This is a genomic window from Pyxidicoccus sp. MSG2, assembly GCF_026626705.1.
Taxonomy (GTDB): Bacteria; Myxococcota; Myxococcia; order Myxococcales; family Myxococcaceae; genus Myxococcus.
The window spans coordinates 9,078,273-9,105,054 of sequence record NZ_JAPNKC010000001.1 but is presented as its reverse complement, the minus strand read 5'-3'; the positions used below and the strand labels follow the sequence as shown (position 1 = coordinate 9,105,054).

At 69.0% G+C, this 26,782-nt stretch carries 17 protein-coding genes; 6 read left to right on the top strand and 11 right to left on the bottom strand.

Going from position 1 to position 26,782, the window contains the following annotated elements; all coding sequences use genetic code 11:
* Positions 1-13: 13 nt before the first annotated feature.
* The 3 genes from OV427_RS35700 to OV427_RS35690 are packed head-to-tail and all read right to left on the bottom strand — an operon-like array spanning position 14 to position 6,354.
* Positions 14-2,395 carry an alpha-amylase family glycosyl hydrolase gene (locus tag OV427_RS35700; protein WP_267860693.1) on the bottom strand — a complete coding sequence of 794 codons (2,382 nt, stop codon included), beginning with the start codon at positions 2,393-2,395 and terminating at the stop codon, positions 14-16.
* Positions 2,386-3,885, bottom strand: coding sequence for a hypothetical protein (locus OV427_RS35695; protein WP_267860692.1), 1,500 nt, complete (start codon positions 3,883-3,885; stop codon positions 2,386-2,388). Before OV427_RS35695 ends, OV427_RS35700 begins: the two co-directional genes overlap by 10 nt.
* 39 nt (positions 3,886-3,924) lie before the next feature.
* Positions 3,925-6,354 (bottom strand): glycogen debranching protein, encoded by a 2,430-nt coding sequence (locus OV427_RS35690; protein ID WP_267860691.1) that lies wholly within the window; start codon positions 6,352-6,354, stop codon positions 3,925-3,927.
* 253 nt (positions 6,355-6,607) lie between these two features.
* Here OV427_RS35690 and OV427_RS35685 point away from each other — a divergent pair, with 253 nt between their 5' ends.
* From OV427_RS35685 to OV427_RS35670, 4 genes are read left to right on the top strand one after another with little or no spacing between them, the layout of a single operon-like run.
* Positions 6,608-7,696 (top strand): ABC transporter ATP-binding protein, encoded by a 1,089-nt coding sequence (locus OV427_RS35685; protein ID WP_267860690.1) that lies wholly within the window; start codon positions 6,608-6,610, stop codon positions 7,694-7,696.
* Positions 7,693-9,873 (top strand): extracellular solute-binding protein, encoded by a 2,181-nt coding sequence (locus OV427_RS35680; protein ID WP_267860689.1) that lies wholly within the window; start codon positions 7,693-7,695, stop codon positions 9,871-9,873. The genes OV427_RS35685 and OV427_RS35680 overlap by 4 nt, the downstream gene beginning before the upstream one ends.
* Positions 9,870-10,718, top strand: coding sequence for a sugar ABC transporter permease (locus OV427_RS35675; protein ID WP_267860688.1), 849 nt, complete (start codon positions 9,870-9,872; stop codon positions 10,716-10,718). The genes OV427_RS35680 and OV427_RS35675 overlap by 4 nt, the downstream gene beginning before the upstream one ends.
* A gap of 6 nt (positions 10,719-10,724) precedes the next feature.
* Positions 10,725-15,332, top strand: a complete 4,608-nt coding sequence (locus OV427_RS35670) for an IPT/TIG domain-containing protein (RefSeq protein ID WP_267860687.1) — start codon at positions 10,725-10,727, stop codon at positions 15,330-15,332.
* A gap of 214 nt (positions 15,333-15,546) precedes the next feature.
* On the opposite strand, the gene OV427_RS35665 is transcribed toward OV427_RS35670, so the two are convergent.
* The 5 genes from OV427_RS35665 to OV427_RS35645 all read right to left on the bottom strand — a co-directional run bounded on the left by OV427_RS35665 (position 15,547) and on the right by OV427_RS35645 (position 19,955).
* Complete coding sequence (locus OV427_RS35665; protein WP_267860686.1) at positions 15,547-15,933, bottom strand: DUF6285 domain-containing protein; 387 nt, start codon at positions 15,931-15,933, stop codon at positions 15,547-15,549.
* On the bottom strand, positions 15,926-16,942 hold the full coding sequence (locus OV427_RS35660; RefSeq protein ID WP_267860685.1) for a phosphotransferase family protein: 1,017 nt from the start codon (positions 16,940-16,942) through the stop codon (positions 15,926-15,928). The genes OV427_RS35665 and OV427_RS35660 overlap by 8 nt, the downstream gene beginning before the upstream one ends.
* A 3-nt stretch (positions 16,943-16,945) precedes the next feature.
* Positions 16,946-18,145 carry an acyl-CoA dehydrogenase family protein gene (locus OV427_RS35655; RefSeq protein ID WP_267860684.1) on the bottom strand — a complete coding sequence of 400 codons (1,200 nt, stop codon included), beginning with the start codon at positions 18,143-18,145 and terminating at the stop codon, positions 16,946-16,948.
* Between the two features lie 28 nt (positions 18,146-18,173).
* Positions 18,174-18,947, bottom strand: coding sequence for an SDR family NAD(P)-dependent oxidoreductase (locus OV427_RS35650; RefSeq protein WP_267860683.1), 774 nt, complete (start codon positions 18,945-18,947; stop codon positions 18,174-18,176).
* Between the two features lie 222 nt (positions 18,948-19,169).
* Complete coding sequence (locus OV427_RS35645) at positions 19,170-19,955, bottom strand: endonuclease/exonuclease/phosphatase family protein (protein WP_267860682.1); 786 nt, start codon at positions 19,953-19,955, stop codon at positions 19,170-19,172.
* A gap of 452 nt (positions 19,956-20,407) precedes the next feature.
* On the opposite strand from OV427_RS35645, the gene OV427_RS35640 reads away from it, so the two are divergent.
* Together OV427_RS35640 and OV427_RS35635 are read left to right on the top strand one after the other, a co-directional pair.
* Entirely contained in the window at positions 20,408-21,418 is a 1,011-nt protein-coding gene (locus OV427_RS35640; RefSeq protein ID WP_267860681.1) for a hypothetical protein, read from the top strand.
* 11 nt (positions 21,419-21,429) lie between these two features.
* On the top strand, positions 21,430-22,308 hold the full coding sequence (locus tag OV427_RS35635) for a glycoside hydrolase family 25 protein (protein WP_267860680.1): 879 nt from the start codon (positions 21,430-21,432) through the stop codon (positions 22,306-22,308).
* 147 nt (positions 22,309-22,455) lie between these two features.
* Here OV427_RS35635 and OV427_RS35630 read toward each other — a convergent pair whose 3' ends face one another.
* The 3 genes from OV427_RS35630 to OV427_RS35620 all read right to left on the bottom strand — a co-directional run bounded on the left by OV427_RS35630 (position 22,456) and on the right by OV427_RS35620 (position 26,769).
* Positions 22,456-23,898, bottom strand: coding sequence for a serine/threonine protein kinase (locus OV427_RS35630; RefSeq protein WP_267860679.1), 1,443 nt, complete (start codon positions 23,896-23,898; stop codon positions 22,456-22,458).
* A gap of 968 nt (positions 23,899-24,866) precedes the next feature.
* Positions 24,867-25,646, bottom strand: a complete 780-nt coding sequence (locus OV427_RS35625; RefSeq protein ID WP_267860678.1) for a hypothetical protein — start codon at positions 25,644-25,646, stop codon at positions 24,867-24,869.
* Between the two features lie 139 nt (positions 25,647-25,785).
* Complete coding sequence (locus tag OV427_RS35620) at positions 25,786-26,769, bottom strand: GlxA family transcriptional regulator (RefSeq protein WP_267860677.1); 984 nt, start codon at positions 26,767-26,769, stop codon at positions 25,786-25,788.
* Positions 26,770-26,782: the final 13 nt, after the last annotated feature.

Here is a 26,782-nt window from a genome sequence, read left to right as displayed (position 1 = left end):
TGGAGGATGTCCTTCAGCGTTTGCCCCACGCCAGACTCAGGCGCAGGGGCTCGCGGCCTTCGGGCACGTACAACAGGCGGTTGTCCCCGCCTTCCCAGTCGAACTTCCCCGGGGTGCCGTCGCGCACGAGCTTGTACTCGAAGACGGCGCCCACGGGCAGCGACAGCTTGAATCCGCCCGATTCCGGACGCAGCGAGCGCTCCGGCTTCCAGCCACCCAGCTCCGGTCCACTGCCCACCAGTCGCGCGGCCGCGTCGTCCACCATCAACTCCACCGTGCGCCGCTCGCCCTGCCCCCGCCACCGCGTACGGGCCTGCGTCACCAGCGCGCCGAATCCGCCGGCCTCGCTCGGCTTGAGCCGGAAGAGCGTCACCGGGCCGGGCAGCACGGGAATGGAAACGGTGCCCGGAAACGGGGTGCCCGCGAACAGCTCGGAGACGCGTGCTCCCGCGAGCCCCGCCGGAAGCGCCACGTCCACAAGCCCCCTGCCCCGATTCACGGCAATCACCACGGCCTCGTCCGGCGTCACGCGGGCGTAGGCAAAGAGGTCCTCCCGGGCGGCGAGCACGAGCGTCTCGCCACCCTGGAGGGCCTCACTGCCCCGCCGCAGCTCCAGCAGCTTCGAAATCCAGCCGCGCAGCGGATGGTCCTCCGTGAAGCGCATGTCCCCGCGATTCTCCGGCTCCTTCTTCCCCGCCAGCCCCTCCTCCGTCCCGTACGTGAGCGCCGGCACCCCGCGCGCGGTGAGCTGCACCGCCAGGGCCCGCTTCACCCGCTCCACGTCCCCGCCGCACTCGCTCATCACCCGGGGCAAATCGTGATTGTCCACCAGCGTCACCAACGAGCCCGGCGCCGGGTACAGCCTGTCATTGGACAGCACCGCGCCCAGGTGAGAGGGCGACCTGTCACGGCAGAAGACGTCCACCAGCGCGAAGGCCAGCGGGAAGTCGAACATCGTCCCGAAGTGGCCCTTCGTCATCGTGTCCGCCAGCAGCACCGGGTCCCCGTCCAGCATCTCCCCCAGCAGCAGGAAGTCCTTCCCCGCGTGGGCCCGCAGGTCGTCGTTGTAGCGGGCCCAGAACTTCAGCGGCATGTGCTTCACCGCGTCCAGCCGGAAGCCCGCGGGCTTCACCGCGTCCACCCACCGCTCCGAGTGCGACAGCAGATGCTCGTAGACCTCGTCCTTCTCCACCGCCAGGTCCGGCAGCCCGTGCACGTCGCGCATCACCAACTCGCGCGTGTCGTTCCAGTTGTCGATGGGGCCCAGGCCGTGGAACCACTGGGGCTTCTCGCGCACCAGCTTCGTCTCGGGGCCCACGTGGTTGAGCACCACGTCCAGCACCAGCCGCATGTCCCGGCGGCGCAACTCCTCCGACAGCTTCGCCAGCAGCGCCTCGTCACCGAAGCGCGGCTCCACCTTCCCGAAGTCCTCTACCCAGTAACCGTGGAAGGCGCCGTACCCGTAGAACTTCTCCGTCCGCATCTGGAAGACGGGTGAAAGCCACACCGTGCGGACACCGAGCTGCTTCAGCCCGTCCAACCGCGAGATGACACCCTGCAGGTCGCCCCCATGGAACGCCTGCGCATCCTTCAGGTCCACCTTCCCGTCATTGCGCGCGTCGCCATTGGCGAAGCGGTCCACCATCACGAAGTAGATGGCGTCCCCCGCGGGCGGCACCCACGACGTGCCGCCGTCCGCCGCACCATCCTCCGGTGGCTTGGGAGGCCGGGACGGCGTGCTCGTCCCGGGCTCGATGCCCTCGCCGGCCGGCGCGCTCAGGCCGGGCACCACGGACGGGCCCCCGTCCGTCACGGGCACCGAGAGGGGCGACGCGAGGAACGAGTCGAACAGGCCCGCGGCCTGCCCCGCAATCTGACGCGACACCTCCAGTTGCGCGTCGTTCTCCCGCTGCTGGTCGTACTGGAGCGCGGCGGAGTAGTCCTGGCTGACGCTCGTGGGCTCCAGCGTGGATTCGGCGCGCCCCGCCGTCGTGCGGACGTAGACCTCCCACGAGAAGCGCCCGCTCACCTCGCCGAAGAAGGAGACGCGCGTCTCCACCAGCAGGTACAGCGGCGCGTTCGGCGCATGGGCCTTCAGCATGGCGTAGCGGCGCTGTGACTCCGACACCCTCGCGAACTCGGCCGCGTACTGCTCGTACGGCACCTCCTGCACCTGGAGGTTGCGCTTCGCCAGCGCCTCCGCCACGCGCTGCTTCACGCCCTGCGGCACGTCCGCCACGACGCCGCGCTTGAGCTTGTCGTCGCGCACGTAGGCCACCGCCACCACCGTGCCGTTGGGCGCCAGCACGGGCGCGGTGGACTGCTTCAGCAGACATCCCGCCGCGCCCACCGCGAGGAAGAGGGCCGCCAGGGCCCACCGCTGTCTCAGAACCATCCTTCGGCCTCGATGGCGACCACCGAGTGCCAGTGGCGCTCGGGGCCGACGTACAGGTTGTACTGGTCCAGGCTATCCACGAAGGAGTTGCCGAACGCCGCGTGCTGCGAGGAGTACTGGATGCCGTAGAGCAGGCGCAGGCTGGGGCGCGCGTAGATGCCCCTGCCCGTGGGGTTGAGCACCACGCCCACCTTGCCCTGCCACGTGTCGCGCGTGTCGCTGTCGCCGAACTCCAGCCCGCGCGCGTCCGGCATGCCACCCGTGTTGGTGAACACCGAGTCCACGTGGTTGCGGAAGAGGTTGCCGTTCTCGCTCTTCTCCCGGGCGATGCTCGTCTCCGCCAGCAGGTGGACCCGCTCGGTGAGGAAGTACTGGAGCCGCAGCACCGTGGAGGCCACGAAGCGGTCGTCCTCCCCCGGCTTGATGGCGTTGTCCTTGTTGAAGGCGTAGCCCACCCAGACGCCCCAGAGCGCCTCCAGCTTGTCGGGGATGATCTTGATGTACGCCTCGTTGCCGAGGTTCGCCTCGTAGCGCTGGTCCGTCTGGTCCGCGATGTAGACCGTCCAATCGCGGCCCCGGTAGTTCTCCGTGTACGACTGGTCCGGGTGCTTGCGCTCGAAGGTGACGTAGAAGTTGTCCCAGATGAGCGGGCCCCAGTTGCCGAAGCCCAGGTAGCCGGCGGCCATATAGGACACCGCGCTGCGCGGCTTCAGGTCGGGCACCAGGTCCTCCAGGCCGGGGTTGGCCTCGAAGTAGCGCTGCACCACCTGGCGGCGGACGTAGTCCTCGTAGTTGATGCCGGGCGACGCGTAGAGCGCGTTGCGGTTGCCGCGCACGGAGGGCTCGTAGCCCAACTGCCCGCGCACGCCGGCCTCCAGGTGCCCCGGAATCAGCCGGTAGCGGAAGTGCGCGGCGCCGGTGAGCACGGTGTTGTACTTCTGCGGCCGCAGCGAGTAGCCGCTGTCACCCACGGCCAGGAGCACGTCGTAACGGTCACCCTGGTACGTGCCGGACAGGCCCACCGTGTTGTAGAGCAGCGTGCCGGGCCGCTGGTCGTAGATGTGCAGGTCGTTCCAGCGGTTCTCCAGCGTGCCCAGCTGCCACGTCACCCTGTCGAGCAGGATGTTGCCGGCGCGCACGAAGAGGTAGTCCGCACGGAAGTTGACGAACGAGCCGTTGCCCGGGTCCGCCGAGCGGATGGAGGTGCCGGAGAAGCGCGTGTGCACCTCCGCCCAGACCTCGTCGGAGCCCGGCGTGGCCTGGAGCACGTCCAGCTTCAGGTTGAGCTCGGCGTAGGGGCTCTCGTTGAGGAGCCGGCCGTAGAGCCAGTAGTAGCCCAGCTGGCCGGAGCCACCCGAGAAGTCCGGGCGGGTCATGATGCGGAAGTAACCCGCGGCCCCGAAACGGTCTCGGGGAGCGTCGGCCAGGGCCAGGAGCGGGCTGAGGAGAAGCAGCAGGAATGCGCCGAGGCGCGCGGGCGGGACTCGCATGGGCGAGCCCCGCTTATAGCGCACCTCTGGCTGCCTGCCCTACTCCGCGCGCAGGACGACGATGGTGCGCTCCGGGACGCCGTACGTCGTGCCCGTCACGGGTGACGGCGCGTTCAGCCACGAGTTGCCCGTGGCGCGGCTGCTCAGTCCCGTGGCCGTGAGGTACTCGGGGCTGTCGAAGTAGGCCTGCGTGTCGATGAGCCGCTTCCACGTCCGGCCCGGCACCTGCGGCAGGGTGAACTCCACCGCGCGGGGCTCCATGTTGATGAGCACCACCAGCTCCGGCCCGAAGGATACGTCGTAGTAGTGGATCATCAGCTGCTTGCTGTCCCAGACCGCCTCGGTGTTCTGGGCGCTCTTCCAGGCCAGCGGCGCGCCCTTCTCGTAGTCCGAAGGGGCGAAGGCGTAGGAGTGCTCCTTGCGCAGGCGGATGGCCGCCTTGACGAAGTCGTGCATGCGGTGCCGCTCGTCCCGCGCCAGGTACGCGCCCCACTGGTACCAGTTGAACGGGTTGTCAGCGCGCGTGGAGTAGGCGTTGTTGTTGCCCAGCTGCGTGCGCATCCACTCGTCGCCGCCGAGAATCATCGGCGTGCCGTGGCTGATCATCAGCGACATGAAGGCGTTGCGCATCATCTGCCGGCGCAGGCTCTCACCGCGGGCATCCCCCACCGCGCCCCAGTTGCGCGAGCGGTTGTTGTCCTCGCCGCTGACCTTGTCGCAGAAGGGGCTGTTGGGCGTGTCGCAGCACACCGGGTTGAGCGGCCCGCACTTGTTCTCCTTCTTGTCGTAGGCGAACAGGTCGTACATCGTGAAGCCGTCGTGCACGGTGATGAAGTTCATCGAGTGGTACGGGCGCCGGTCATTGCGCGCGTACCAGTCCCGGCTGCCGTACATCAGGAAGGGGCCATCCGCCGCGCCGGGCTTGCCGCACAGCGAGCCCTCGTTGGAGTTGAGCTTCCAGTCGTCGCGGTTGATGAAGGCGCGCCACCAGTCGCGGAAGCGGCCGTTCCACTCGTACCAGCCGGCGCCCGGCTGGGTGAGCGAGTTGGGGAACTCGCCCATGGGCAGGCAGTACCAGCCGCCCGCGCTCCAGGGCTCGGCGATGATGCGGGTGTTGTACTTCTGGAGGACGGGGTCGTCGACAATCTCCTGGAGCACCGTGTTGCGCGGGTCGTCCCAGCGGTTGAAGTCGCCGTCGCGCTCTCCCAGGATGGGCGCCAGGTCGAAGCGGAAGCCGTCCACGTGCAGCTCCTCCGCGTAGAAGCGGAGGCTGTCGATGGTGAGCTTGCGCATGGGCCGGTGGTTGGGCCGCGTCTGGTTGCCCACGCCGGTGTTGTTCCAGTACGTGCGGCGGTCCGGGTTGAGCGCGTAGTACGCCTGATTGTCGATGCCGCGGAACGAGTAGAGGCCCGCGACTTCCGCCGGGTCCAGGGACTCCAGCGGCTCACCGGGCAGGACGTCGTCCGTCTCCAGCTTCTCGCGCCACAGGCCGCCCTCGCCGGTGTGGTTGAAGACCACGTCGACGATGACCTCGATGCCGCGCTTGTGGAACTCCTCCACCATCCACTTGAACTCGTCCACCACCTCGTGCGGCCGCTTCATGGCCGCGTAGGACAGCTCGGGCGCGAAGAAGTTGATGGTCTGGTAGCCCCAGTAGCCACCGTCCAGCGGCTTCTCGTGGATGGGCAGCAGCTCCACGGCGGTGATGCCCAGGTCCTTGAAGTAGTCCGCCTTCTCGCCCATGCCGCGGTAGGTGCCCGGGAAGCGCACGCCGCTGGCGGGGTCCGCGGTGAAGCCCTTGGCGTGGACCTCGTAGACGACGAGGTCATTCCAGGAGTGGCCCTTCCAGTTCTCGTCCTGGCGGTTGGCGCGCCACTGCTCTTCCACCTCGCCCCACTGATAGCCGCTCTGGACGATGACGCTCTTGGCCGAGGCCGCGTACGTCACTTCCGTGCGCGCCGGCCCGCTGGCGGTGCTGCCCTTGCCCCAGTCGTGATCGCGGTGGAGCGCCTTCGAGTACGGGTCCGTCAACAGCTTGTTGGGGTTGAAGCGGTTGCCGTAGGCGTCCACGTCCGCCTTGAAGCCGTGGATGGCGCCGGGGAACCACGCGGGGTCGTACTCCCAGTTGGGGCCCCAGGCGCGGAAGCCGTAGTGCTGGCCCAGCCCCACGCCCTCCACGTAGACGCTCCACACGTCCCCGTAGCGCGTCATCTCGTACGTGCGCGTGGGGCGATTCACTTCCGGGTCGTCGAAGAGCAGCAGCTCCAGCCGGGTGGCGTTCTCCGAGTAGAGGGCGAAGTTGACGCCGCGGTCCGCGAAGGTGGCACCCATGTGCTTCATGGTCTCCACGTCGTCGACCGAGTAGCTCGGGGCCCTCGCTTCGCTGTGGTAGAGCCGGACGTAATCGCTCTCACTGCAGCCGAAGGCGAACAGGACGCTGGCCAGGGCCGCGCCCTTGAGGCGGGTCATACGGGGAGTGCTCATACGGGTAGGCTGCCCTCGGCATTCCGGACGGACTTCGGCCCGGGAACGAACCACGCTTCCATAACAAGCGGCTTCCAGCGCTGACAAGGCAGCCCCAGGAAGCCCATACGGCCCGCATCCTCGCCTGGATGGGTGGCTCGTGCATGACGCAGTGCGCCCAACCTCGCAGGTTTGAGGTAAATGACGCCGGAAGGGTAAGGTTCGCCGCCGTCCTACCCACACATTTTCCGAGCGCGTCTTGTCCGAAGTCATCCTGAGCGGGATCAAGAAGTCGTTTGGCCAGAACCTCATCGTGAAGGGCGTGGACCTTCAGGTGAGGGAAGGCGAATTCCTCGTCATGGTGGGGCCCTCCGGCTGCGGAAAGACCACGCTGCTGCGCCTCATCGCGGGGCTGGAGCAGGTGGACTCGGGAGAGGTGAAGATTGGCGGAGCGCGGGTGAACGACGTCCCCCCGCGTGATCGCGACGTGGCGATGGTGTTCCAGTCGTACGCGCTCTACCCGCACATGACGGTGCGGGAGAACCTGGCCTTCGGCCTGACGCTGCGGAAGTTCCCGGAGGCGGAGATCGCCTCGCGGGTGCAGGAAGTCGCGGGGATGCTGGAGCTGGGCCACCTGTTGGATCGCAAGCCCAAGGCGCTGTCCGGTGGCCAACGGCAGCGCGTGGCCATGGGCCGCGCCATCGTCCGGCGCCCCAAGGTGTTCCTCTTCGACGAGCCCCTGTCCAACCTGGACACCGCCCTGCGCGTGCAGATGCGCGGCGAATTGGCGCGGCTGCACCGGCGGCTGAGCGCCACGATGATCTACGTCACCCACGACCAGGTGGAGGCGATGACGCTGGCCACCCGCGTGGCCGTCTTCAACGGGGGCATCCTCCAGCAGGTGGGGCCGCCGCTGGAGCTCTACAACCGCCCGGCGAACCGCTTCGTGGCGGGGTTCCTCGGCTCCCCGGCGATGAACTTCCTGGAGGCGCGGCGCGAGGGCACCGGCTTCGCGGGCAGGGGCTTCACCCTGCCCTGCCCCGTGGACGTGCCGGCGGACGCCGGGAAGGTGCTGGTGGGCCTGCGGCCTCAAGACCTGCGCGTCGCGGCACAGGGGCCGCTGGCGGGCACGGTGGACGCGGTGGAGCGGCTGGGCTTCGACGGGTACGCCTTCCTCACCACCGAGGCGGGCCCGGTGGCGGCGCGCTTCGAGAAGGGGACGAACGTCACCGTCGGGGACAGGGTCTCCCTCGCGCCCGTCGCGGACTCGCTGCACGTCTTCACCGAGGACGGCTCGCGCGCGCTGCGGCACCCGGTGGACCGCGACTCGCTGGAGGTGGCGTCGTGAGGAAGTGGCTGGCGCTCGTGCTCCTCGCCACGGCGTGGAGCGCGCAGGCGGCCGGCGACGCGGCCGTGCCTTTGAAGCTGTGGCATGCGTACCGCGGCGGTGAAGAGACCGCGCTGATCCAGGTGACGCAGCAGTTCACCGCGAAGACGGGCGTCCCGGTGGAATTGCTCGCCGTGCCGTACAACGCGTACGCCGACAAGCTGACCAACGGGATTCCGCACGGCGCGGGCCCGGACGTCTTCATCTTCAACCACGAGCGGCTGCGCAACTTCCACGCCCAGCGCCTGCTGGCCCCCGCCAGCACGCTCGCGCGCGACGACTACTTCCCCAACGCCCTGGAAGCGCTGGAGGTGGATGGCCAAGTGTACGGCTATCCCATGTCGCTGAAGTCCCTGGCGCTCTACGTCAACACGAAGCTGGTGCCCACCCCGCCGACCACCACGGCGGAGCTCCTGGCGATGCTGCCGGCCCTGTCGGACGCGAACGCAGGCCGCTTCGGGCTCGCCTACGAGAACGGCGACTTCTACTTCCATGCGCCCTTCCTCTTCGGCTTCGGCGGCGAGCTGTTCGACGCGTCCGGCAAGGCGAGCTTCAACACGGAGGGCATGGCGCGCTCGCTGGCCTTCGTGAAGAAGCTGCAGGACGACCGCTTCATCCCGCAGGAAATCACCGGCGCCCTGGTGAAGAGCCTCTTCAACGACGACCGTGCGGCCATGATCATCAGCGGCCCCTGGTTCGCGGGGGAGGTGGCGCCGAACGTGAACTACCGCGTGGTGGCGCTGCCGGTGGTGAGCGAGACGGGCATCCCCCTGAAGCCCTTCCTCGGCGTGGAGGCGGCCTTCGTTTCATCCCAGTCGAAGCATGCCGGGCAGGCACAGGCGCTGGCGCGCTTCCTGTCCCTGGGCGAGGCGTCGCTCGTGCGTACCATGGTGGGCCGGCAGATTCCGGCGGACGTGGCCGCGTACCAGCTGCAGGCGGTGAAGGACGACGTGCTCATCTCCTCCTTCCGCGAGGCCGCGAAGAACGCCACGCCCATGCCCAACACCCTGGAGATGCTCCGGGTCTGGGAGCCCATGAAGCTCGCGTTGCGCGCGGTGCTCCAGGGTGGCACCGAGCCCCAGGACGTGGGCGCGCTCGCCGACCGCCGCTACCGCGCGCTGCACCGCGAGCGTCCTCCCGACGCGAGCCCCCTGCCCTGGCTGGGGCTGGTGGGCGTCATGGCGCTGGGCGGCACGGTGTGGGTGATGCGCCGGCCCGCGCCGGCGCTGCCCTTCAAGCGGCGCTACCCGGACGTGGCGCTGGCGGCGACGTACCTCGCGCCCGCGTCGGCCGGCATCCTGGTGCTGGTGTTCATCCCCTTCGTGGTGGGCCTGAGCCTGTCGCTCTTCCACTACGAGCCGGGCCAGTACTCCTTCGTGGGCCTGGCCAACTTCGTCGACATCCTGGCCAGCCGCGGCTACAGCATCAGCGAGCCGCTGTCGTTCTACTTCACGCTGGCGGTGACGCTGCTGTGGGCGCTGGTCAACGTGGTGCTCCACGTGAGCATCGGCCTGTTCCTGGCGCTCTTGCTCAAGGACCCGCTCCTGAAGCTCAAGGGCGTGTACCGGGTGCTGCTCATCATCCCGTGGGCGGTGCCCAACTACATCACCGCGCTGATGTGGAAGGGCATGTTCCACCAGCAGTTCGGCGCCATCAACGGCCTGCTGGTGGCGCTGGGGATGGAGCCGGTGAGCTGGTTCACGAAGTTCTCCACCGCCTTCGCGGCCAACGTGGCCACCAACACCTGGCTGGGCTTCCCCTTCATGATGGTGGTGGCGCTGGGCGCGCTCCAGTCCATCCCCCAGGAGCTCTACGAGGCGGCGGAGGTGGACGGCGCGAGCAAGTGGACGCAGTTCCGGCACATCACCCTGCCGCTGCTCAGGCCCGCCATGCTGCCCGCCGTCATCCTGGGCAGCGTGTGGACGTTCAACATGTTCAACATCATCTACCTGGTCTCCGGCGGTGAGCCGGGCGGTGGCACGGACATCCTGGTGTCCGAGGCCTTCCGCTGGGCCTTCCAGCGCAACCAGCAGTATGGCTTCGCCGCGGCGTACTCGGTCCTCATCTTCGTGGTGCTGCTGGCCTGGTCCAGCTTCACCAAGCGCCTGATGCGTGCGTCGTCGGAGGTGATGGGATGAACCGCCCGTCGAAGCTGAAGATGGCCGCCATCCACGCCGGGCTGATGCTCACGTGCATGGCCACGCTCTACCCGGTGCTGTGGGTGGTGAAGATGGCGCTGTCGCCCTCCGACAGCCTGACGCTCACCGTGAACCCCTTCCCGGAGTCCATCACCCTGGAGCACTTCCGCGAGGTGCTGCTGGGCACGGACGCCTCCGGGCGCTGGCTGTTCGGCCGGCAGCTCCTGTCGAGCCTCGTCGTGTCCGGCGCCACCACGCTGGTGGGCCTGGCGCTGGCGGTGTCCGCGGCGTACGCGCTGTCCCGGTTCCGCTTTCCCGGCAAGGAAGGCGGAATGCAGACGCTGCTGATTACGCAGATGTTCCCGGCGACGCTGATGCTGGTGCCCATCTACGGCATCCTCGAGAAGCTCCACCTGCTGGACAGCCTCACGGGGCTGGTCCTCGTGTACGCCACCACCGCCCTGCCCTTCTGCATCTGGAACCTGAAGGGCTACTTCGACACGCTGCCGCGCGAATTGGAGGAGGCGGCGGTGATGGACGGGGCCTCCCCCGCCCAGGTGTTCATCAAGGTGGTGCTGCCGCTGGCCCGCCCCGCGCTGGCCGTGACGGCGCTGTTTTCCTTCATGACGGCGTGGAACGAGTTCATCCTCGCCGCCACGCTGCTCAATGACCCGACCCGCTTCACCCTGCCCGTCGCCCTCCAGCGGTACGTGGGCGAATACAAGGTGGAGTGGGGCAAGTTCGCCGCCGGTGCACTCGTGATTTCCGCACCGGTCATGGCTTTGTTCTTCGCTCTCCAGAAGCACCTCGTCGGCGGTCTCACCGCTGGCGGCGTCAAGGGGTGATGGCCGATGTCGTCGCGTTGTCTCAGGACCCTGCTGCTCGTATTGCCGTTGCTCGCCGTGGCGTGTGGTGACGACTCCGATGGAGGCACCCCGCCCGAGCTGACGCCGCCCACCGTGCGCGAAATCCAGCCCACGGGCGGCCCCATCGCCGGCAACACCCTCCTCAACGTCTATGGCTCCGGCTTCCAGGACGGCGCGAAGGTGTTCCTGGGCGAAACGGAGCTGCAGCGCACGGTGGTGGTCAACGCCTTCCGCATCTACGGCTACACGCCCACGGCCACGTCGGCGCAGGTGGACGTGCGGGTGGTGAACCCGGATGGCGCGTACGGCGTGCTCGTGAAGGGCTTCACCTACGAGGGCCCGCCGGCGCCCAACATCGACCAGGCCGAGGTGCTCAACGGCAACACCGACGCGGTGAGCGGCGGGCAGCCGGTGGGCATCACCGTGAGAGGCGCCATCACCGTGGCCGGCCTCACGCGCGGCGTGGGCCAGGCCGGCGGCGTGCGCGCCGAGGTGGGCTTCGCTCCGGGCGACTCGGAGCTGCTCAAGATGGACAGCTACACCTGGGAGGCGGCCACCTACGAGACGGACTCGGACAGCGGCGAGGCGGACGTCTACAAGGGCAACGTGCTCCTGCAGCCGCCGATTGGTGGCGAGAACCGCGAGTGGGTCGTCAGCATCCGCTTCTCCATCGACGGCGGGAAGACGTGGGTGATGGCGGACGGCGACGGCATCGCCAACGGCGTCAGCGCGCAGATGATGCGTCGGGTGTTCATCGCCCGGCCGCGCGTGGACTACTGCAAGCTGGGCCCGGACGGTAATGGCGCCAACCCGGAGCTGTTCTACAGGCCGACGGATACGACGCTCATCAAGGTCGCGGGCCAGGTGTACGCGGCGGGCATCACCCAGGGCGCCGGTGCGGGCTCGGGCGTGGTGGCGCAGCTGGGCATCGGCCCGGCGGACTCGGACCCGCGCGACGCCACCGGGTGGACGTGGATCAACGCCACGTACAAGGCCGAGCACGGCAACAACGACGAGTTTGAAGCGGACCTGCCCAACCCGGGCACCGAGGGCAAGTACCGCGTCGCCTTCCGCTTCAGCATCAGTGAGAACGCCTGGCGCGTGTGCGACGCGGACGGCGTCAATGACAGCACCGAGGGCAACCTGACCTTCAGCCTGGGCAAGCTGGGCACCCTCACCGTGGGCAACGAGGCGCCGAAGCCGCAGGTGGGCTGGTGCAAGATTGGCGAGGACCAGAAGGCTCCGGAGACCATCAACTACCTGACCACGCAGACGTCCGGACAGAAGACTGTCTACGCCCAGGTCTTCATGACGGGCGTGACGGACAAGGTCGGCGCGGGCCCGGGCCTCACCGGCCAGCTCGGCTGGGGTCCCGCGAACGAGGACCCGCGCACCTCGGCGCTGTGGAACTGGTCGACGAATCTGGCGTGGAACAAGGACAACTTCACCGTCAACGACGAGTGGAAGGCCACGCTCCCCAACCCGGGCGTCAATGGCGAGTACCGCTACGCGGTGCGCTTCGCCGCCAACGGCGGTCCGGTGCGCGTGTGTGACGGCAACGGCGTCGACGACGGCGGCCAGGACTTCGAGCTGAACCAGTTGGGCACGCTCAACGTCACCGGTGAAGTCGTCGTGCCCAAGGTCATCGGCTACTGCAAGCTGGGGCCGGATGGGAACGCCGCGCCGGAGACGGTGGCGTACACCCCCAGCGCGGCCGGCGACCGGAAGGTGATTGCGCAGGTCTGGGTGAACGGCGTGACGTCCGGGACGGGCGCGGGCGCCGGAGTCGTGGGGCAGTTGGGCTGGGGCCCGACGGGCTCGGACCCGAGGACCGCCGCGGGGTGGAGCTGGACGGATGCGCCGTACAAGAGCGACCTCTCCGACAACGACCAGCACGAAGTCTCGCTGCCCAACCCGGGCGTGACGGGCAACTACAGCTTCGTGTACCGCTTCCAGGTGAATGGCGGCGCGTTCCGCTACTGCGACTCGGACGGCGTCAACGACAGCACCGAGGGCAACCTGACCTTCAGCCTGGCCAAGATGGGTACCCTCACCGTGAGCACCGAGCCGGTGAAGCTGCCGGTGACGTGGTGCAAGCTGGGCGAGGACCAGAAGGCTCCGGAGACCATCAGCTACCTGACCCCGCAGACGACCGACCTGAAGACGGTGTTCGCCCAGGTCAACATGCCGGGCGTCACGGACAGCGTGGGCGCGGGCGCGGGTCTCTCCGGCCAGCTCGGCTGGGGGCCCGCGGGCGAGGACCCGCGCACCTCGACGAACTGGAACTGGTCCACGAACCTGGCGTTCAACAAGGACCAGTTCGGGGTCAACGACGAGTGGAAGGCCACGCTCCCCAACCCCGGCGTCAATGGCGAGTACCGCTACGCGGTGCGCTTCAGCGCCAACGGTGGCCCGGTGCGCGTGTGCGACGGCAACGGCGTCGATGACGGTGGCCAGGAGTTCGAGCTGAACCAGTTGGGCACGCTCCATGTCGCCAGTGAGGTCGTGGTGCCCAAGGTCATCGGCTACTGCAAGCTGGGGCCGGATGGGAACTCCACGCCGGAGACGGTGACGTACACCACCACCGCGACGGGAGACCGGAAGGTGGTTGGCCAGGTCTGGGTGGACGGTGTGACGGCCGGGACGGGCGCGGGCACCGGAGTCGTCGCCCAGCTCGGCTGGGGCCCCACGGGAGAGGACCCGACGACCTCGGCGAACTGGAGCTGGTCGGCCGCCCAGTTCAAGGGCGACATCGGCAACAACGACGAGTACGACGCCACGCTGCCCAACCCGGGCGTGGCGGGCAGCTACCGCTTCGCGTACCGCTTCCAGGTGAACGGCGGCGCGCTCCTCTACTGCGACGCGGACGGCGGCGGCAGCGCCACGGACTTCGACACGGCGAAGCTCGGGACGCTCACCGTGAGCGCGCCGCAGCCTCCCACCACCATCGGCTACTGCAAGCTGGGGCCGGATGGGAACACCACGCCGGAGACGGTGACGTACGTCACCACCGCGACGGGCGACCGCAAGGTGGTGGGACAGGTGTACGTGGCGAGCGTGACCGCTGGCACGGGCAAGGGCGACAACGTCGTGGCCCAGCTCGGCTGGGGACCGGCGGGAGAGAACCCGACCACCTCGGCGAACTGGAGCTGGGCGACGTCGGCCGCGTACAAGGGCGACATCGGAGACAACGACGAGTACGAGGCCACCCTGCCCAACCCGGGCGCGGTGGGCAGCTTCGGCTTCGCCTACCGCTTCCAGGTCAATGGCGGCGCGTTCCTGTACTGCGACGCGGACGGCAACAGCGGCGCCTCGGGCTTCGACACGGCGAAGATGGGCACGCTCACCGTGAGCGCGCCGCAGGCCCCCACCACCGTCGGCTACTGCAAGCTGGGGCCGGATGGGAACACCACGCCGGAGTCGGTGACGTACATCACCACCGCGACGGCCGACCGCAAGGTGGTCGGGCAGTTGTGGGTGGATGGCGTGACGGCCGGGACGGGCGCGGGCGCCGGAGTCGTGGGGCAGCTCGGCTGGGGCCCGACAGGTGAGGACCCCACCACCTCCGCCAACTGGAGCTGGTCGGCCGCCCAGTTCAAGGGCGACATCGGCAACAACGACGAGTACGACGCCACGCTGCCCAACCCGGGCGTGGTGGGCACCTACCGCTTCGCCTACCGCTTCCAGGTGAACGGCGGCGCGTTCCTGTACTGCGATGCGGACGGCGGCAGCAGCGCCACGGACTTCGATGCGACGAAGACGGGCACGCTGGTGGTCGAGGCGCCTCCCGCTCCCGCCGCGGTCTGCCGTCTGCAGAGCGTGAGCGGCACCACGGTGGGCAGCGGTGATGCCGTCACGGCCACGGGTCGCGTGCGCATCGCGGGTGTCACCGACGGCTCGGGCGCTCCGGCCGGCAACCTCCAGGTGCAGGTGGGCGTGGGGGCCAGCGATGTGGATGCCTCGGCCAATCCGGCGGCCTTCACCTGGAAGGTCGCGCCGTACACGGGCGAGGCGTCAGGCGAGGCGAACACGGACGAGTTCGGCACGACCGTCCACCCGGCCTATGAGGGCAACCGCGCGGTGAGCCTGCGCTACACGACGGACGGCTCCACGTGGACGTACTGCGACAAGGACGGCAACGACGTGGGCGGCTACACGATGGGGCAGCAGCATGCCCTCACCGTGGGCAAGCACATGGACATCGACTACTGCAACCTGCAGTGGCCGTTCTCCATCAAGACGAGTGACACCGGCGATGCCCGGATCGTCTACGGTCAGGTGTACGAGGATGGCGTCACCAACCAGGGTGGCGCGGGCACGGGCATCGTCGCGGAGTTCGGCCATGGCAGCGCGAGCAACGACCCGGGCGTCTCGGGGTGGACCTGGGTCTCAGCGCCGTTCCTCAGCGATGAGGGCAGCAACGACCAGTTCTCCGTGAACCTGCCGGACCTGCCCGTCGGCACGTCCTACATCTACCGGTACTCGCTCAATGGTGGGCCGTACTGCTACGGCGACCGCAACGACCGCGGTGGCGGCGGTAGGTTCGGCGACGGCTTCTCCGGCGGCAACATGGGCACCGTCGTCGCTCCCTGAGCGCAGCGCTGGACTCGTGACCGCCCGGGGTTCCTGACCCCGGGCGGCCGGTCCTCGGCCATTCTTGTTCCCTCGAGCGGGGCGGAGCCGAAGGGGCTCAGTCACGGAACGGCTGGATGCCCCGGCTCCGCTTCAAGGCCGCCGACGCGAAGAAACCACCACAGGTGTCGCGCCGCGCGCAGCCGCCCTGGGGCTGGGGCTCATCGGGTAGCCGTCAGCGGCCCTCACCTCTCGTTCGGCTGCCGCCCGCTCCCCCTGCCAGCGCTTTCGGCGCACTCTCCCGTACCCGCTGCACCGTCGCTGCCCACAGCAGCCCGCGGGCCTCGGCGCTGTCGTCGAGCACACCCTGGCGAATTCGCGCCGCGAGCTCACGGTTCAGCGCCATCAGCTCACCGTCACGCTGGAGCAACATGGACAACGCCCGCCGCTCCGCTTCTTGAGGCTCCGTGCCGTTGCGAAGCTGGCGCTCGGCGATGCCCATGGCGTTGGCAATCATCAGCGCGCCATAGGCCTTGTCCTCGGGCAGCAGGGGCAGCAACTCCTTGCGCAGCACCTCACGGGCAATCGCCAGCAAATCGGCGCCATCGGGACGCTCACGCATTGCCCACCCCCGTCATCCGGAGAAGCTCCAGCTCCAGCTCCGGCACGATGTGCGCCGTCAGCGCCAGCTCCAGGGAGGGCTCCTGACCGGACACATGGCGCTCCCCCTGTTGGAGCGCAATCACCGCCCACCGCACGTGGGCATACACTTCCCAGTAGAACACCGCCTCGCGCTCGAGCCGGAGACCACTCACGCGCTCGTAGCCCCGGAACAGCGCCTCGCGGGAGCCGATGCCGCCCGCCTCCTTGTCGAACTGGCCAAAGCGCCAGCAGCGCGCGCAGAACCAGCCCAGGTCCTCCAGCGGGTCCGACCACGCCGCGAACTCCCAGTCCAGCACGGCCGTGAGCCCCGCCTCATCCACCATGTAATTGCCCGTGCGGAAGTCACGATGCGCCAGCACCCATTCCCGCGTCCGTGGCGCGTGCAGCTCCAACCAGCGGATGCCCCACTCCAGCGCCGGGAAGGGCGTGTGGTGTCCGTCCAGGAAGGCCCTGAACTCCTCCACGCCCTTCAGCGCGGGCGAGCGCACCGGCGGTGGCAGGAAGGACAACCGCTCCGACGGCGGACGAAGGGTGTGCAGCCGCGCCATCTCCTCACCGATACGCTCCGTCAGCCGCTCGCGGTCCCCGCCCAGACCCGGCTCCTTCATCAGTCGGTGCGCCGCGGCCGTGCCGCGGGCCTTGCGCATCACGAAGAAGTCCCGGCCGAACACAGCGGTGTCGCCCAGCCACAGGGGCTCGGGAACCGTCACTCCCACGCGAAAGGCCTCCTGGAGCAGCGCGAACTCCCGGGCGCGGCTGTGCGATACCGAGACGCCAGAGGGCGCGTCCGCGCGCAGGACGCACTCCAGTACGCCATCATGCACGCCGCCGGTGATGGTGGCCTCGAGCAGCCAGTTCTCCTGGATGGCGCCTCCCGAGAGCAGGCGCGCACCGTCGATTCGCACCGCGCGGGCGCCGGACCTCTCCGCCAGGAAGCGCTCCAGTGCCGTTCGCTGCGCGTCTTGCATGGCTCACACGCCCCACTTGAAGAAGCCCGGCCCCTCCGCCAGGTACGCGCGCGACAGCACCTGCTTGTGCACCTCGCTGGCGCCGTCCACCAGCCGGGCCTGCCGGGCGTAGCGGTATATCCACTCGACCAACGTGTCCTTGGAGTAGCCACGCGCTCCCAGCAACTGGATGGCCGTGTCCGCCGCCTTGTGCAGCGTGTCCGCGACGTGAATCTTCGCGATGGAGATGTCCGTACGGGCGAAGTCGCCCTGGTCCAGCTTCCACGCGGCGCTCATGGTGAGCAGCCGGCCGATATGGATGTCCTTGGCGGCGTCGCCCAGCATCCACTGCACGCCTTCATGCTGCGCCAGCGTCGAACCGAAGCTCATGCGCTCCGACACGTACCCGCCCGCTTCTTCCAGGCACCGCTTCGCCAGTCCCAGCCAGCGCATGCAATGCGTGAGGCGCGCCGTGCCCAGGCGAATCTGCGTCACCTTGAGGCCGTCCCCCAGCTCCAGCAGCCGGTGGGCGTCCGGAATCTCCAGGCCATCGAACACGATTTCACAGTGCCCACCGTGCTCCTCCGGCCCCATGATGGGAATGCGCCGCTCGATGCGCCAACCCGGCTGGCTCGCGTCGAACAGGAAGGCGCTGAGGCCCTTGCGCTCGTCGTCGGACGTGCGCGCAATCAGGATGAAGTGCTGGGCCCCTTCCGCGCCCGTGATGAACCACTTGCGCCCGGTGATGACCCACGTGTCGCCACGCCGTGTGGCCTTCGTGTACGTGAGGGACGGGTCGGAGCCACAACCCCGCGGCTCCGTCATGGCGAAGGCCGAACGGACCTTGCCGTCGATGATGGGCTGCAGCCAGCGCTGCTTCAGGTCCTCGGTCCGGAGGACCTTCTCCAGGACAATCATGTTGCCGTCATCGGGCGGCGCGGCGTTGAACATCACCGGCCCGAAGGGCGAGCGCGCCGCTTCCTCGTAGCAGGCCGCCATGCCCACCACGCCCAGGCCCTGCCCTCCCCGTGACTTCGGCATCTGGAGGGCCCACAGCCCTTCCGCTCGTGCGCGGGCGCGCACCCGGGCCACCACGTCCTCGCGGATGTTCTCGTGCGCGTCGAAAGCGTCGGGCTGCTTCTCGAGCGGCAGCACGTGCTGCTCGACGAAGGCCCTCACGCGCAGGCGATAGTCCTCGACCTCGGGCGACAGGGAGAAATCCAATTCGAGCTCCAGGGAAACGGCGTGGGATTCACAACGTGGAGCAGAGGTGGCCGCCGTCCACCTCCAGCACGCTGCCACTCATGTAGCTGCCTGCCTCCGAGGCCAGGAGCAGCAATGGACCGTCCAGCTCCCGCAGGTGCCCCAGCCGGCGGAAGGGGATGCGCGCCACCAGCTTCTTCGCGGCCTCCCCCTCGAAGAACTCGCGGTTGAAGTCGGTCTCGATGTAGCCCGGCGCCAGGGCATTCACGCGAATTCCATGGCGCGCCAGCTCCAGCGCCATGGCCTTGGTGAGCTGAATCAGGCCCGCCTTGGACGCGCAGTACGGCGACACCGAGCCACTCACGCGCAGGCCCAGGATGGACGCGATGTTGATGATGCTGCCGCGCGTCTTGCGCTCCGTCAGCCGGCGAGCCACCTCGCGCGCCACCAGGTAGGCCCCCTTGAGGTTGGTGTCCATCACCAGGTCCCACTCGGCCTCTTCCAGTTGGAGGAAGAAGCTCTGCCCGGACACGCCTGCGTTGTTCACCAGCACGTCCACCACGCCGCCCGCCAGCGACTCGGCCTCGGCCACCGCCGTGCGCACCGAGCCGGCGCTCGTCACGTCCAGCGCCACGGCGTGGGCCCGCGCACCCAGGCTCCGCAGCCGGTCGACCTCGGCGGCCAGCTTGTCCGCGCGGCGAGCCGCCAGGACGACCTCGGCGCCCGCCCGGGCCAACACCTCCGCGAAGTGCAACCCCAGGCCTCCGGAGGCACCGGTAATCAGCGCACGGTGGCCCTCCAGGTGAAAGGCAGACGGCGACATGGAAGACCTTTCGAAACCCCCAGGCCAATCAGGGCGATGCCTCGGTACCCGCCGGTACCCGTGGGTGGAGCCTGGGAGAGCCATCCATGGCCGCCCACGACATTATTGGCACTCCGCCAATAAGATTGGAAGAAGATGGCGTCAGCGTCGGGAGCCACCCTCGAAGCGCTTCGTGGGGAGCGCGCTCACCGGAAGCCTTGCACCGTGGCGCGCTCCAGCGTCTCAAGGCGCGAAGCCGAAGGAGGCGCGGACAGGGTAGTGGTCCGAGCCTCCCTCGCGCAGCACCTTCGCTCCGGCCAGGGTGAGCCGCCTGCCCAGGATGTGGTCGATCTCCACGATGGAGGGAAGCACGGAGGTGGCTCCGGGCCAGGTGGCGCCGCAGCTCGCGCCCGGCCCGTCACAGGCGTGGGCGAAGTCCGCCGCAGCGAGGGCCTGCATCGCCGCGCCCGAGCGGTCCTCGTTCATGTCCCCGAGCAGCAGCAGCGGTCCCTGCTCCCTGGCGTAGCGCTTCACCAGGGCCCTGCCCTGCTTCTCGCGCAGCACCGCGTTCTTCGGGATGGACTCCAGCAGGCCGTCCCCCTTGCGGTGGGTGGAGCCCGGCGCCATCAGGTGCACGCACACCACCTTCAGCTTCTGCTTGCCGACACGCACGTCCGCCTCCAAGGCGGGCATGCGGTGCGGCCGCTGGGAGAACTGCTCCGTGCGCAGCAACCGGTGCCGGCTGGCGATGCCCACGCCCCAGGTGCCCTTGCGGGGCAGGAGCTGGCTGTGGGGGTACTCCTTCCCGAGCCGCTGCTGGAAGGCGCGGGCGAAGCGGGGCGTCAGCTCGCGCAGGCAGAGGATGTCCGGCTGCTCCTTCGCGATGACGTCCAGAGACTTCCGCACGTCCTCCTCCGAGGACGAGTAGAGCACGTTGTACGCCATGGCCTTCAGCGGTGGCGGGGACGCAGGGGTGTGGCTCCCACAGGCGGCGAGCAGCAGGAGCACCGCGAGACGTTGGAGTCGCATGCGCGGCCTGGGTGCAAGGCCAGGGCCGGGTGGATTTCCTCGGAAGTGTGGCCGGAGGGAGACACGAGCGTGGCCAGTCGGGCGGCTCGTCCAACGGCGTGTCTCCGGACACGCTGGACACCATCGCCCCGTAGGTCGTCAGCGCACGGTCCGTCCAGGGCTCCTGGCCCTGGGCGCACCATCCCGCGACGTGGGTCGGGCGTCACCTGGTCCGACTCGCGGCCTGGCATCCGAGCGCTCGTGCGGGTAACGGCTCCATCGCGAGCCCCTCCTGCGTCCCTCCATGATCGGCCCGCGTCCTGGCGGGACGCGGAGGCCGGCCAAGGCTCACGGGTGACGCCCCTCCTTCCCTCTCACGGGAGCGATACACGGCGCTGGCATGCGACCCGCAATACCCCTGCGCACGCACCCGGCCTTCTCCCCCGAGAAGCCGGAGCCGCGGGGGAGTGCCCATGTCGCTGCTCAAGTCAGGATGGTTGCTGGGAGTGCCACTGCTCGTGCTCGGCTCTGCCGCGGGCGGCGCGTACCTCTACCACCGCTATCGCGACGCGGACTACGAGAAGCGCGAGGCCGAGTACCAGCGCCAGCTCTCGGGCCACCTCACCGAGCACGAGAAGGAGATTGAAGCCTTCAACGCGCAGCTCGGGATGATGCGCTCCCAGTTGGTGACGCCAGCGGACCTGGAGAAGAAATACAACGCGCTGCTCACCGCGAGGGACGCGGACTTCGAGAAGTTCCGCCGCGACCACGCCCTCGTCGTGAAGAGCCTCTCCGACTCCATCCTCGAGCTGAAGCAGCGCGCGCCGGATGGGACGGAGGAGGCACACGAAGAGCCCTCGCCTCCGTCCGGGCCTGGCGACACCACGCCCTCCGCGAAGCCGGTCATCTCCTACGCGTTCGCGGACAAGGACGGCCGCATCCACCTCAACGACCCCGACATCTGGGTCCAGGGCGATGAGGACCTGGAGATGAAGCAGCTCTTCCGCGTGAGGGGCACCGTCGTCCAGCAGAAGGACGGCTCGCTGATGGCCGAGCGCATCCAGCTCATGGAAGTCTCCGCCGACGGCCAGGGGGCGGGGCAATACCGCGAGCTGGCCGAGGCCAGCCTGGTGGATGCGAACTTCACCTACGCCAATCCTCCCCAGGAAGGGCCGCCGCGCGACGGGTGGATGAAGTGGGGCCCGGGGTGGATGGCCACCATGGCGACTTCGTTCCGCTCGGAGCACCTGCTGCGCTTCGGCGCTTCGGCCAGCGTGGTGCGGCTGGGAGACGTCGGCCTCGCGGGCGGCCTCTCCTCCGACTTCGACTCCCTGGAGGGTAGCGGCGGGGACGCCTTCGTCACCTACAGCCCGACCTACAAGGGAAAGCAGCTGGGCGTGGCCCTGGGCGGCGGAGTCCACCTTCCCCTGGGCGGCACGCAGCGCATCCGCCCCAACCTCACCCTCAACTTCATCGTCTACTGAGGAGCACCGCAATGAACCACGTGACAAGACCCCTGGGACTGATGCTGAGCACCCTGGTGCTCGCGGCCTGCACCTCACCGAGCGCCCCCGCGCGCGAATCCCTGGAGGCGCAGGCGCCCTCCGTGGCACCGGCTCCCGAAGCGAAGGCTCCTGAAGCGAAGACTCCTGAAGCGAAGACTCCCGAAGCGACGGCGCCCGAAGCCGCTGCTCTTGTCGCCACGCCCACCGCCGAGCCCGCGAAGGGCCAGGTGGCCAAGGCCTGGGTGCAGGGAGTCGACGTCTCCCGCTATCAGCCGACGGTGAAGTGGAACGAGCTCAAGGGCAAGGCCGCCTTCGTCTTCGTGAAGGCGACGGAGACGACGGGCGAGGTGGACCCGCGCTTCAAGACGCACTGGAGTGGGGCCAAGAAGGCGGGGCTGCCCCGGGGCGCCTACCACTTCTTCCACCCGAAGGAGGACGTGGACAAGCAGGTGGCCAACTTCACGCGGCACCTGAAGCCCGACCCCGGTGAGCTGCCTCCCGTCGTGGACGTGGAGGAGTTCAAGAAGGAGTACGACGGCTTCACCTGCGCGCAGCTCGCGGAGAAGCTCCAGCACTTCTCCCAGGGCGTGGAGAAGGAGCTCGGCCGCAAGCCGATGATCTACACAAACCACGTGACGTGGAGCACCAACTTCTGCGACCACCCGTACTTCGTGGACCACCCGCTCTGGCTCGCCGCGTACACGAACCAGGCCGAGCCCCGGCTCCCCAAGGGGTGGACGCGCTGGCAGTTCTGGCAGTTCACGGAGAAAGGCCAGGTGGAGGGCATCGACGGGCAGGTCGACCAGAGCTACTTCAACGGCAACGCGGAGGAGCTCAAGGGTCTCTTCGCCATGGCGAAGGCGAATTAGCCCCGGACTGTTCCCGGGGGGCGTGACGACCACGGAGGCGCGCGACTTCGTCGTCCGCTCCCCTCTCTCCGTGCTGGAGAAGCCCCCTCGACCCTGGCGCCTTCCTGAAGCGGGTCGACGAGGTGAATCGAACGCTGGAGCAGCTGGCTATGGACTGTCGTCTCGCTCCGCCGGGCCGGAGGTGGCAGGGCGTGGCTTGGCCATGACTGGGATGTAGCACGCGCCTCTGTATTCAAAAAAGCCGTCCTCATCAGCACAGTCCTGCACGTCCGTGGGCAGCTTCCTCCAACAACCGCCGTTGATCGCGACCTGCTCCTTTTTGGGACAGCGGCCATTGGCGTCCGGACGCCGCTGCCCTTGGAAGGGCTTCGGTGGGATGTCCACCGCGATGGATGTCCACACGGAAGGGGCTTTCTCGGGTGCCACCGGCGCCGTCAGTGCCGCGTCCCCGACGGCCACGGTGCCGGCATCTTTTGACTCTTCCTGCTCCGCAACGTGGGACGTCGCGGGCTCCTCAGGGCGACTCACGCTCAGCAGCCCCCCGGCGCTCAGCGCCAGTGTGCCTCCGAGGCCAGCTGCCGCGAACCAGGGCCACCTCCGCATGCGAGGCGGGCGCCGCACCGTGACGCGCTGAAAGATGGGAATGAGGCCCGCGGGCCGCGGCTCTTCTCCTGTGAAGAGAGGCTCATCCGCCTCGCGTCCTGCGCTGCGCGCGGCCTGTTCGAGCGCTTCCGCCATCTCCCGAGCGCTCCCTCGTACCTCCGGGCGGGGCGAGAGCATCCGTGACACCAGCGCGCTCAGTTCCGGAATGCAGCGGGGGTTGCAGACTCGCGCCGCCCAGAGCTCCAGCTCCTTGGGGCGCCAGAGCCAGGCATCCTCATCATCCGGGTGCGTCGACGGTGGGTACTTCCCCGTCACCAGTCGATAGGCCGTCACTCCCAGGGCGAAGAGGTCATCCGCGGGCCCCGGCGGATACGGGTCAGCCGGGGGCGTGCCGGAGCGGAGCACGAAGCGCCACGCCTCGGGCGCGCGGTAGGCCGGAGTGCCGGGAGGAAATATCTGCCACGTCAGCGTGGCGGCCCCAAGGTGGTGTCCGGAGCCGAAGTCCATGAGGAAGGCCAGGCCGTCTGCCCGCCGGACGCGGACGTTGTCACCCTTCACATCTCGGTGGAGGCCTCCGGCCGCATGAGTGGCGTCCAGGGCTCGAGCCAGCCTTGCAAGAAGCTGAAGCACCTGCCGTGAAGACGGGCGCTGTGCCTGGGCCCACTCATAAAGCGGCAGGCCCTCCACCCACTCCATGACGAACCAAGCGTACGTCACGCCCTCCCGGGGCTGCCAGTGGCCATTGTCTATCAGGCGGGGGACGGCGGGGTGGCGGATGCGGAAGAGCAGCTCGGCCTCACGTGCGAAGCGCCCATCCCCTGGGTACAGGGCCAGCTTGAGGGCCACGGAGTCCGCGGCCCGCGGTTCGGCGGGCTCGGCGCGGTAGACGACGCCGTAGGTGCCCCGGCCGCGCGGCTCCAGCAGTCGCCACGGACCGATTTGCGTCCCAGGGGGCAGGCTTCCCGGATTGAGGTCTTCAGACTCCATCAGGTCCCTCGTGAGGCGGGCCGCACCGCGCACGAGCAGACTACTCCCGAGGTAGTTGGACTCCAACGCCATCCGGCAGGTAGACGACAGCCATCCACACCCGACTGACGTGGGGAGTCCGGACAGCCACAGGTGAAAGCGCGGGTTTCACCGCCGCCGCAGGGAGCGCGGCCGCAGTCGGACGGATTGCCACGATGGGGTGCGTTTCGTCGATGCACGACACCGTCGCGCTGCATGAACGCCTGAACCAGGCGTGTGTCAGGTCCATGCGAAGCATGACGCCCACAATCGTGAGGCGGGTCTGGTGACCGAGTCCTCTCGGGTCGACCACGAGCACTACGCCAACTTCTACAACGTGCGCTGCAAGGAGTGTGGCCGTCGGTGGGAGGTCGCTGAACTGGACGTCGACATTCTCTTCAACACGCGCTTCGGATGGAGCCCCTTGCCTTCAGAGCCTTGAGGCGTTGGCGCTGGAGCGTTTCTCGCGAGCGGAGGACGGCCGCATGGCGGATGAAGCGCCCGCTGCCGCTGTGCCTCTTTCCGTCTGATGCTCGAGCGGGCAGACCACAGCTCGGAGCCATCCTGGTCCCAGATGACGAATGCATTGCCGGCAAAGCCCGTCCCATCCGCGCTCAGGGCCATTCGGGGCGTCTGGCCCCCATGCCTTCGCCACTCGTAGGCTGGCTCCAGGCCCCGCCTCCCCCCTGGCGCGAGTAGTAGAGCGGGCTGTTGAACTCGGACCACACCAGCACCCCGCGACCGCGCGCATCCACCCCGAAGGCATAGCCGTCCCACGAGCCGGACCAGCCCCACTGGCGATGGTGCGCACGAGGACCAGCGACTCCCAGCCCGAGCCGCTGGAGTACGCGAAGCGCAAGCGCTCGTAGCGACACTCCCGGGCTGCTCGCGCCCCTTCACCCGTCCGAGGCCCGCGCGCGCTCCGAGAGCGTCAAGGACCCGGCGGTGCGCTACAGCCCCCGCGCTCGCTCCTGATTGCGCTCCTGCTCCTGGGCCTGGAGTTCCTGCTGCAGGCGCTGGGAGAAGGTGCTGCTCAGGTAGTGGAGGGTGACGCCCTGGTGCCCGGGGGACTGGCGTCCGAAGAGGGCGACTTCCGTCTCGGTGTTCTTCCACCTGGACACGAGGGCGAAGTCATCCTGGGCCAGCAGGGCCGCCTGCCGCGCGCGCGCCTCGCGCTGCGTGTCCGCGTAGACCAGGGCGTTCGGCGTGGCGGCAACGCCGTACTTCGACGCCTGGTAGCTCTCGGTGGCGCGCGCCAGGAAGTTGACCGACTCCTGCAGCCCGAGCCGTTGCTCCGCGTCGAAGGCGGTGTCCTGCTGGGACAGGGGCTTGCCGTACTTCAGCGTCAGCAGCTCCGACAGCGAGCCGTGCTCCTGCCGGACGTCCGCCCGCGTGACGAAGTGGAGCGTGACGGCCGCGAGCCTGCCCTGGGCGAAGACGTAGTGCACGAGCGCCGGGCGGTCCGCGACCTGGAGGGCGGCCGTCAGGTTTCCCCGCGCGGAGGCCACCGCATTGGGGACCTGGGCACGCACCTCGTCCACCGTCATGCCCCACCGCGTCGACTGGAAGCCGTCGTCGCTGCGGTAGCGCTCGTAGAATTGCGCGTCGCGGCCCGCCTGCGCTTCCCGGATGTCTTCCCGGCGCTGGAGGAGCGCGGTGTGCTTCGGCGAGGTCGCACAGCCAGTCACGAGGACGCAAAGGGAGACGACTCCGGTGAATCCCAGGCGCATGGGCGGCTCCGAGGACAGCGGGGTGAAGCGTCGACGAAAGAGCCTATAAAGGGGCCGGGCCGCCCACGAAAGCCCCCGGGTGCGGTGGGCTCCTTCAGCGGTCTCCTTGCATCAGCGGGGGCGTCGCGGTGGAGCGCGCTCACCGCAGCGCGAAGCGCCGCCGGTACGCATCGGGTGTCAGGCCCGTGCGCGCCTTGAAGCGGCGGCGGAACGCAGTGGTGTCCGCGTAGCCTACGGCCTGGGAGATGTCCTCCACGGTGCGCGGGGTGGTCTCCAGCAGGCGGCGGGCGGCCTCGATTCGCAGGCGCTGGACATAGTCCAGGGGCGTGTCGCCGGTGGCCTTGCGGAAGCGGCGCAGCAGGGTCCTCTCCCCCAGGCTCGCGGCGCCTGCCGCCCCCGCCAGCGTCACCGGCCCTTCCAGGTGGGACTCCAGCCACTCCTGCGCGCGCAGCACGGCGGCGTCTCCGTGGTCTCGGGGCGCGGCATGCACCGCGTCGGGCGCCTGGAACCTGCGGCCGGGCTCCACCAGGAGCATCTTGGCGCAGAGCGCGGCCAGCTCCGGTGAGGCCTGCTTCGAAACCAGATGAAGACAGAGGTCCAGGTAGGCGGTGACTCCGCCCGCGGTGAGCACGTCGCCGAGGTCCACCAGGAGCAGCTCGGGCTTGAGCGACACGCGCGGATAGCTCGCCACGAATCGCTGGGCGAGGCCCCAGTGGGTGGTGGCCTCCCGCCCCTCCAGGAGCCCCGTCTCCGCGAGCAGGAAGGCCCCAGCGCACACGGCGGCCAGCTTCGCGCCTCGCGCGTGCTGGTCCACCATCCATTTCGCGGCGGCGTGCTCGGCCACGAGTCCCTCCACGTGGCCCACCGCCGCGGGGACGAGGACGACGTCGAAGTGCTCCGCGGGGTCCGGCACCCGCGCCGCCGCCAGCTCCAGCCCATGGAAGCTCCGGATGGGGCCGGGGCGCGGCGACACGAGCTCCGCGGCGAAGCGGGGCCCCTGACCCTGCTCCCGGCTCAGCATGTTCGCCATGGCGAACACGTCCAGGGGGCCCGTCACGCTGGAGGCGACACACCCGTCCAGGGCCAGCACCGCGATGCGAGTCACCGAAGGCTCCGAGGGCATGGCCGCTTGTCGT

Excerpts from the sequence above, each read along its gene's own strand:
- OV427_RS35700 (WP_267860693.1), bottom strand. The coding sequence starts at position 2,395 with ATGGTTCTGAGACAGCGGTGGGCCCTGGCGGCCCTCTTCCTCGCGGTG.
- OV427_RS35695 (WP_267860692.1), bottom strand. The coding sequence starts at position 3,885 with ATGCGAGTCCCGCCCGCGCGCCTCGGCGCATTCCTGCTGCTTCTCCTC.
- OV427_RS35690 (WP_267860691.1), bottom strand. The coding sequence starts at position 6,354 with ATGACCCGCCTCAAGGGCGCGGCCCTGGCCAGCGTCCTGTTCGCCTTC.
- OV427_RS35675 (WP_267860688.1), top strand. The coding sequence starts at position 9,870 with ATGAACCGCCCGTCGAAGCTGAAGATGGCCGCCATCCACGCCGGGCTG.
- OV427_RS35670 (WP_267860687.1), top strand. The coding sequence starts at position 10,725 with ATGTCGTCGCGTTGTCTCAGGACCCTGCTGCTCGTATTGCCGTTGCTC.
- OV427_RS35665 (WP_267860686.1), bottom strand. The coding sequence starts at position 15,933 with ATGCGTGAGCGTCCCGATGGCGCCGATTTGCTGGCGATTGCCCGTGAG.
- OV427_RS35660 (WP_267860685.1), bottom strand. The coding sequence starts at position 16,942 with ATGCAAGACGCGCAGCGAACGGCACTGGAGCGCTTCCTGGCGGAGAGG.
- OV427_RS35650 (WP_267860683.1), bottom strand. The coding sequence starts at position 18,947 with ATGTCGCCGTCTGCCTTTCACCTGGAGGGCCACCGTGCGCTGATTACC.
- OV427_RS35645 (WP_267860682.1), bottom strand. The coding sequence starts at position 19,955 with ATGCGACTCCAACGTCTCGCGGTGCTCCTGCTGCTCGCCGCCTGTGGG.
- OV427_RS35640 (WP_267860681.1), top strand. The coding sequence starts at position 20,408 with ATGTCGCTGCTCAAGTCAGGATGGTTGCTGGGAGTGCCACTGCTCGTG.
- OV427_RS35635 (WP_267860680.1), top strand. The coding sequence starts at position 21,430 with ATGAACCACGTGACAAGACCCCTGGGACTGATGCTGAGCACCCTGGTG.
- OV427_RS35630 (WP_267860679.1), bottom strand. The coding sequence starts at position 23,898 with ATGGAGTCTGAAGACCTCAATCCGGGAAGCCTGCCCCCTGGGACGCAA.
- OV427_RS35625 (WP_267860678.1), bottom strand. The coding sequence starts at position 25,646 with ATGCGCCTGGGATTCACCGGAGTCGTCTCCCTTTGCGTCCTCGTGACT.
- OV427_RS35620 (WP_267860677.1), bottom strand. The coding sequence starts at position 26,769 with ATGCCCTCGGAGCCTTCGGTGACTCGCATCGCGGTGCTGGCCCTGGAC.